Annotated in this window: 5 protein-coding genes and 1 pseudogene; 4 read left to right on the top strand and 2 right to left on the bottom strand. The window is 65.8% G+C overall.

Features of this window, described 5'->3' with window-relative positions; all coding sequences use genetic code 11:
• Both RYL44_RS03320 and RYL44_RS03315 read left to right on the top strand, forming a co-directional pair.
• Positions 1 to 259, top strand: a pseudogene (locus RYL44_RS03320) (alanine racemase); the annotation flags it as partial.
• A 47-nt stretch (positions 260 to 306) separates the two neighbouring features.
• Complete coding sequence (locus tag RYL44_RS03315; protein ID WP_314975087.1) at positions 307 to 927, top strand: MarC family protein; 621 nt, start codon at positions 307 to 309, stop codon at positions 925 to 927.
• A gap of 259 nt (positions 928 to 1,186) precedes the next feature.
• Here the strand turns inward: RYL44_RS03315 and RYL44_RS03310 are convergent, their stop codons facing one another.
• On the bottom strand, positions 1,187 to 2,236 hold the full coding sequence (locus RYL44_RS03310) for a lipoate--protein ligase family protein (protein ID WP_314975086.1): 1,050 nt from the start codon (positions 2,234 to 2,236) through the stop codon (positions 1,187 to 1,189).
• A 23-nt stretch (positions 2,237 to 2,259) separates the two neighbouring features.
• A complete protein-coding gene (ilvD, locus tag RYL44_RS03305) occupies positions 2,260 to 4,107 on the bottom strand; it encodes a dihydroxy-acid dehydratase (RefSeq protein WP_314975085.1) in 1,848 nt (615 codons plus the stop codon).
• A gap of 322 nt (positions 4,108 to 4,429) precedes the next feature.
• On the opposite strand from ilvD, the gene RYL44_RS03300 reads away from it, so the two are divergent.
• Together RYL44_RS03300 and RYL44_RS03295 are read left to right on the top strand one after the other, a co-directional pair.
• Complete coding sequence (locus RYL44_RS03300) at positions 4,430 to 5,623, top strand: cobalamin-independent methionine synthase II family protein (protein WP_314975084.1); 1,194 nt, start codon at positions 4,430 to 4,432, stop codon at positions 5,621 to 5,623.
• A 310-nt stretch (positions 5,624 to 5,933) separates the two neighbouring features.
• Positions 5,934 to 6,626, top strand: a complete 693-nt coding sequence (locus RYL44_RS03295) for a type 1 glutamine amidotransferase (RefSeq protein ID WP_314975083.1) — start codon at positions 5,934 to 5,936, stop codon at positions 6,624 to 6,626.
• The last annotated feature ends 71 nt before the right edge of the window (positions 6,627 to 6,697 follow it).

The raw sequence follows: 6,697 nt of genomic DNA, 5'->3' as shown, positions 1-6,697 counted from the left end.
CGACGCGGTCGAGGCCTCGGCCCACCTGCAGCTCGCGGGCTTCATGACGGTGGGCTTGAACTCTCCCGTCGAGGCCGACGTGCGCGCCGCCTACGCGCAGCTGCGAGGCATCAGGGACGAGGCCGCCGCGCGCCTCGGCGTCGAAGAGGCGGACCTGGCGCTGTCGATGGGCATGAGCCGCGACCTGGAGTGGGCCATCGCTGAGGGCGCGACGATCGTGCGCCTGGGCACAGCTATTTTCGGGGTCCGCCGCGCCTGAGCGGATCGCTCGTTCGTACCGGCGCGCCGCCCGGTAGGATTGTCCCCATGATGACCGTTGTCGCTGGAATGTCCGCGGCGATCCTCGCGCTCGCCCCAATCACCAACCCGATCGGTGGTCTCGCGGCGTTTGCGGGACTCACCGCCGGTGATTCTCCGGCGGCGGTGCGCTCGCAGGCGTGGAAGACCGGCATCTACGTGTTCGCGATCCTGGCGGTCTTCGCTGTCAGTGGATCGCTCATCATGCGTTTCTTCGGCTTCGACCTGCCGTCCCTGCAGATCGCGGGCGGCCTGGTCGTCGCGCACTCGGGCTTCTCGATGCTGGAAAACAAGCGCCGCTCCACCCATGAGGAGGCCCAGCACGCGACGGCCAAGCCGGACGTGTCCTTCTCCCCCATGGCGTTGCCGCTCATCGCGGGCCCCGGCTCGATCGGTGTCGTCATCGCACTGGCCGCCCGCAACACGGCCGTCGGTTTCCACATCGGCATCGTCCTCGGGATCGCGGTGACGGCCGCCCTCATCGCGGCGCTGCTGCGCTACGGCACTCCCTGGATCGACAAGCTGGGCGCCACCGGCGTCGGCGCGATCGTACGCATCATGGGCTTCCTGATCCTCGTCATCGGCGTCGAGCTCATCATCCACGGGGTACGCGCACTCCAGCTCTTCTAAGCGAAAGCCCGCCCCGGCCTCATTGCGCGCCATACCCCAATGTCGCACGTAATTCCCCTCCGATCCATTCCGCGAATTGTCTTGTTTCGTTGCTATTTCAAGGGTAGATACTAAACAACATAAAAGGTTGACACGGGAATTACGTGCGAAATTTGGGGGCAACCGCGCGGGAACACTAAAGCCCGCCCCGGCCTCGTCGATGAACGAGAGCCGAAGCGGGCCCGGGAACGTCCGGCTCGCGCCAGGCGGCGAAGCGCGCTCAGGGGATGCGGTGCACCCACTCCTCACGCGCGAACTTCGTCTCGCAGCGCTCGCGCGCGACCTCAAGATCCGCCTCGGTGATGGTGCCAACCGTGGCGTTGTACTTCTCCTTGAAGTGGTCGAAGAAAGCCTGGAGGATCTCCTCGCGGGGAAGGCCAGTCTGGGAGCGCATAGGGTCCACGCGCTTGACGGCACTGCGGGTGCCCTTGTCGCGGATCTTCTCCATGCCGATGCGCAGGACCTCGTTCATCTTGATGGCGTCGATATCGTAGGCCATGGTCACGTGGTGGACCATGTAGCCGTTCGCCCAGCGCTTCTGCGCGGCGCCGCCGATCTTGCCGTACTCGGAGGCGATGTCGTTGAGCGGCACGTACGTGGCTTTGATGCCCAGCTTGTCGAGGACCTCCATGACCCACTGATCCAGGTACGGGTAGGCCTGCTCGAAGCTCATTCCCTCCACCAGGGCGGTGGGGATGACCAGCGAGTAGGTGATGCAGTTGCCGGGCTCCATGAACATGGCGCCGCCGCCGGTGACGCGCCGCGACACGGTGATGCCGTAGCGCTCGACCCCGTCCTGTTGGATTTCGTTCTGGTAGGACTGGAAGGAGCCAATGACGACCTGCGGGCCGTTCCACTCCCACAGGCGCATGAAGGGCTTGCGGCGCCCCGCGGCCACGTCTTCGACCAGGGTTTCGTCCATGGCGACGTTGATCATCGGGTCGACGACGGGGCCGTGGATGACGTCGAAATCGATGTCGTCCCACGACAGGGCGGCGCCCAGCGCGCGGCGCACGGCGATGCCGACGGCCTCGGGGGTCACGCCCATGAGGGTGTCACCCTCGTGGAGAGCACCGGCGACGCGCGCGGCCAGATCCTTCGCGCTCGACGAGGCCGGGGCCCCTTCGAGGGACGAGGTGATCCGGGTGAGCGCGTCGTCGGGATCGAGGAAGAAATCGCCGGACACGCTCACGCGCGCGAGGCGTTCCTCCTCCACGTCGGTGTCGACGACGACGAGTTTTCCTCCGGGGACTTTATACTCTCCGTGCATGCCCACGATTGTAGGCGCCCCGCTCACGCCCAGTCGGGCAGGACGCGCACGCCGCCCTTGTCGGCGGAGGCGGCGAGCATACCGTAGACGCGCAGGGCGTCGGAGACCTTGCGGGGGCGAGGCTTGGAGGGCTTCCACGGGGCGGCGCCCTTTTCGGCGCGGCGGCGCTGAAGCTCCTCGTCGCTCACGTTCGCGCGCAGGACGCGGTTGTTGACGTCGATTTCGATCTCGTCGCCGGTGCGCACGAGGCCGATCGCGCCGCCGGCCGCGGCCTCGGGCGAGATGTGACCGAGGGAGATGCCCGACGTGCCGCCGGAGAAGCGGCCGTCGGTGATGAGCGCGCACTTCTTGCCCAGGCCCAGGCCCTTGAGGTAGGAGGTCGGGTAGAGCATTTCCTGCATGCCGGGGCCGCCCTTGGGGCCCTCGTACAAGATGACGACGACGTCGCCTTCGGTGACCTGCTTGCTGAGGATGGCCTCGACGGCTTCCTCCTGGGATTCGACGACGAAGGCCTTGCCGACGAAGTGGAAGAGGGACTCGTCGATGCCGGCGGACTTGATGATCGCGCCGTTGGCGGCGATGTTGCCGTAGAGGACCGCCAGGCCGCCGTCCTTCGTGTAGGCGTGGTCGACGGAGCGGATGCAGCCGGCCTCAGAGTCGGTGTCGAGGGACTCGAAGAGGTTGGCGGTCGAGAAGGCCTGGGTGGTGCGCACGCCGCCGGGGGCGGCGAGGAAGCGGTGCTTGGCCTCGTCGGTGGCGGTCCCCCTGCGCACGTCCCACGCGCCCAGCCAGTTCTCCAGGTTGTCGGAGTGGACGGAGTGGACGTCGCGGTGGAGCAGGCCCGCGCGGTCGAGCTCGCCGAGCAGGGCGGGGATGCCGCCGGCGCGGTGGACGTGCTCGATGTGGTAGGTCGTGGAGTTGGGGGCGACCTTGCACAGGCAGGGCACGCGGCGCGAGATCGCGTCGATGTCGTCGAGCGTGAAGTCGACGCCGGCCTCGTGGGCGATGGCGAGGATGTGCAGGACGGTGTTGGTGGAGCCGCCCATGGCCACGTCCAGGCTCATGGCGTTCTCGAAGGCTTCCTTGGTGGCGATGGAGCGCGGCAGGACGGAGTCGTCCTCGTTGTCGTAGTAGGCGCGGCACATGTCGACGATGCGCGTGCCGGCCTCGGTGAAGAGCTTCTTGCGTTCGATCTGGGTGGCCAGGGTGGTGCCGTTGCCGGGCAGGGCCAGGCCGATGGCCTCGTTGAGGCAGTTCATGGAGTTCGCGGTGAACATGCCGGCGCAGGAGCCGCAGGTGGGGCACGCGTTGGCTTCGACGGTCGCGAGCTGGTTGTCGCTGACGGAGTCGTCGACGGCCATGACCATGGCGTCGATGAGGTCGAGGCGGTGCTCGACGACGCCCTCGACAGCGGCGCCGGACTCCATGGGGCCACCGGAGACGAAGATGGTGGGGATGTTCAGGCGCATGGCGGCCAGGAGCATGCCGGGGGTGATCTTGTCGCAGTTGGAGATGCACACGAGGGCGTCGGCGCGGTGCGCGTTGACCATGGTTTCGACGCAGTCGGCGATGAGGTCGCGGCTGGGCAGGGAGTAGAGCATGCCGTCGTGGCCCATGGCGATGCCGTCGTCGACGGCGATCGTGTTGAATTCCTTGGCGACGCCGCCGGCCGCTTCGATGGCTCCGGCGACGAGGTCGCCCATGTTCTTCAGGTGCACGTGGCCGGGCACGAACTGGGTGTAGGAGTTGGCGATGGCGATGATCGGCTTGCCGAAGTCGCCGTCCTTCATGCCGGTGGCGCGCCACAGGGCGCGAGCTCCGGCCATGTTGCGGCCTTGGGTGGATGTTGCCGAGCGCAGCGGGCGACTCATGATGTGCCTTTCTTTTGCCTTGTAATGAGTCAACAGTAGGAGTGTGAGCGTCGCGTTTCCGTGCGGGTTTCGTCTCATGGACGAGGCCGGGGCTCAGGTCGGGTGGTTTTCGCGCGGTATTCCGTGGGCTGTGGCGAGCGGTGCTGTGTGTCAGAGGATGGACGCTTGCGTGCTGTGTGCGTGGGAAAACGCAAGGGGTATGTGCATGAAATAGCACGCAATCGTCCGAGTGGTTGATTACATTGGTCACGGATCGGACAATCGCCTTCGTCGCCAAGGCGCGAACCGTAGGCTGAAGGCACAGAAAAGAGAAAGGACTGCGATGACGATTCGCACCACTCATGTTGGTTCCCTGCCCCGTACCCCCGAGTTACTTGACGCAAATCGTGCGCGCCGCGAAGGTTCTCTCGACGAAGCTGATTTCGCGTCGCTGCTGCAGGATCAGGTTGACGGCGTCGTCAAGCGTCAGACTGAGATCGGCCTGGATATTGTCAATGACGGCGAGTACGGCCATGCGATGATCGACACGGTTGATTACGGCGCGTGGTGGACCTATTCCTTCTCCCGTTTCGGCGGGCTGTCCTTTGAGGACGTACAGCGTTTCGACGTGCGTCCCCCGGCTGGCCGCGATGGGCGCCTGTCCTTCTCGTCGTTTGCGCAGCGCCGCGACTGGCAGCGTTTCGCGGACGCGTACGGCGACCCGGATTCGGGCATTCACATTGCGAACCGCAACCCGATTGCGTTCCCGACGATCACGGGCGAGCTGACCTACATCGGCGCCGAGGCCGTGGAGCGCGACATAGCGGGCACGAAGCACGCGCTGGAGGCAGCGGGCAAGCTCGTGTCCGACGGTTTCGTGGCGGCGATTTCGCCGGGTTCGGCTGCTCGCGTGGCCAACGCGTTCTACGAGGACGACGAGGCCGTGGTGTGGGCGTGCGCGGATGTGCTGCGCGAGGAGTACAAGCGCATTACGGACGCGGGCCTGACGGTGCAGATTGATGCGCCGGATATCGCGGAGGGCTGGGATCAGATGAACCCGGAGCCGTCCGTTGAGGATTACCGCGCGTTCTCGCGCGTGCGTATTGACGCGCTGAACCACGCGCTGGAGGGCATTGACCCGGATCTGGTTCGTTTCCACGTGTGCTGGGGTTCGTGGCACGGCCCACACACGACGGATATTGCGTTCAAGGACATCGTGGATCTGGCCCTGCTGGTCAACGCGAACGGCCTGACGTTCGAGGCGGCGAACGCTCGCCACGCGCACGAGTGGACGATCTGGCGGGACACCCCGCTGCCCGAGGGCAAGTACCTGATCCCGGGCGTGGTGTCACACTCGACGAACGTCGTGGAACACCCAGAGCTGGTTGCTCAGCGCATCCGCCAGTTCGCGGACATTGTGGGCGACGAACGCGTCGTGGCGTCGACGGACTGCGGCCTGGGCGGTCGCATCTACCCGTCGATTGCGTGGGCGAAGCTGGAGGCGCTGGCGCAGGGCGCTCGTCTCGCGTCGAAGTGATCGCCTGATTGCTGGCCTGGGGCGCGCGGGGTGGATCTTTGTCCGCCCCGCGCGCTTTTTCAGGGTTTTTTCAGGTGACTTTCCATGTTTTTTGAGCTTCGCCTCACACAATATAGCGTGTGCCGCAGCCCCTGTTTCCGGGTCGGCCTGCCGCGGTGGGGATCGCACGCCGCGTCGGGTTCCGGGACCGGGGGCTGGTGTGCGTCCGATGCTTCTACTCCGTTAATACAAATGCCCCCTGTTTGTCGTCGTCACTGGCCGATGGGTACGTAGATGGGTACGTAAGGGTGATCGCGACTACAATTGGCGTATGAGCGTCCTCGTGATTCAAAACGACCCGATTGTTCCGGTGGGTCAGCTGTCCGCCTTCCTCGGCGGTCACGAGGTGGTGCGCGCGTGGGAAAATACCAAATACCTTCACGATCAGGCCGTCGCTACCCTGCCGGATGCCCTGATTCTGCTCGGCGGGCGCGCTAACGCCTACGACGACGAGGCGTGGCCGTGGCTGGAAGACGAGCGTGAACTCGTGCGCCGCTGCGTACGCGCGAACGTGCGCGTCCTCGGTATCTGTTTGGGGGCCCAGCTGATCGCAGCCACCTTCGGCGGGCGCGTCAGCGTCGCGGATCCTTGCGGCCCCGAATACGGGGTCATCTCCCTTACCTGGGGTACAAACGATCAAGCGGGCGGGGGTGGAGCCGTCCCCTTACGCATGGCCTTGGCGTCGACCCACACGGTCTTCGCCGATCATGGCGACGCCATCGTCGAGCTCCCTCGCGGAGCGCGCGAGTGGGCACGCTCAGACAAGTACACGCAGATTTTCTCCTTCGGTAGCGCGCTCGGTGTCCAGTTCCACCCAGAGGTCACGCGCGAAACCGCAACCGTGTGGGCGCAGAACAACGACGAGGTTGACACCGAGGACATCGTGGCGGGTTACGACGCCCACGAGGGGGAGCTGGCGGATACCTGTAAGACGCTGGCCGACTGGGTCAGCGGCATCTTCTGACATACACAGAATCGCAGTGCGGGCGCCCCCACGCGGCGCCCGCACTGCGATTGACAGTCGGGTCTCATCGC

The sequence above is a fragment of the Actinomyces bouchesdurhonensis genome (assembly GCF_963540955.1).
Taxonomy (GTDB): domain Bacteria; phylum Actinomycetota; class Actinomycetes; order Actinomycetales; family Actinomycetaceae; genus Pauljensenia; species Pauljensenia bouchesdurhonensis.
The sequence above is the reverse complement of the archived record's forward strand: the minus strand, read 5'-3'. Positions and strand labels throughout refer to the sequence as shown.

Coding starts and splice junctions, on each gene's coding strand:
- RYL44_RS03315 (WP_314975087.1), top strand. CDS start 307: ATGATGACCGTTGTCGCTGGAATGTCCGCGGCGATCCTCGCGCTCGCC.
- RYL44_RS03310 (WP_314975086.1), bottom strand. CDS start 2,236: ATGCACGGAGAGTATAAAGTCCCCGGAGGAAAACTCGTCGTCGTCGAC.
- ilvD (WP_314975085.1), bottom strand. CDS start 4,107: ATGAGTCGCCCGCTGCGCTCGGCAACATCCACCCAAGGCCGCAACATG.
- RYL44_RS03300 (WP_314975084.1), top strand. CDS start 4,430: ATGACGATTCGCACCACTCATGTTGGTTCCCTGCCCCGTACCCCCGAG.
- RYL44_RS03295 (WP_314975083.1), top strand. CDS start 5,934: ATGAGCGTCCTCGTGATTCAAAACGACCCGATTGTTCCGGTGGGTCAG.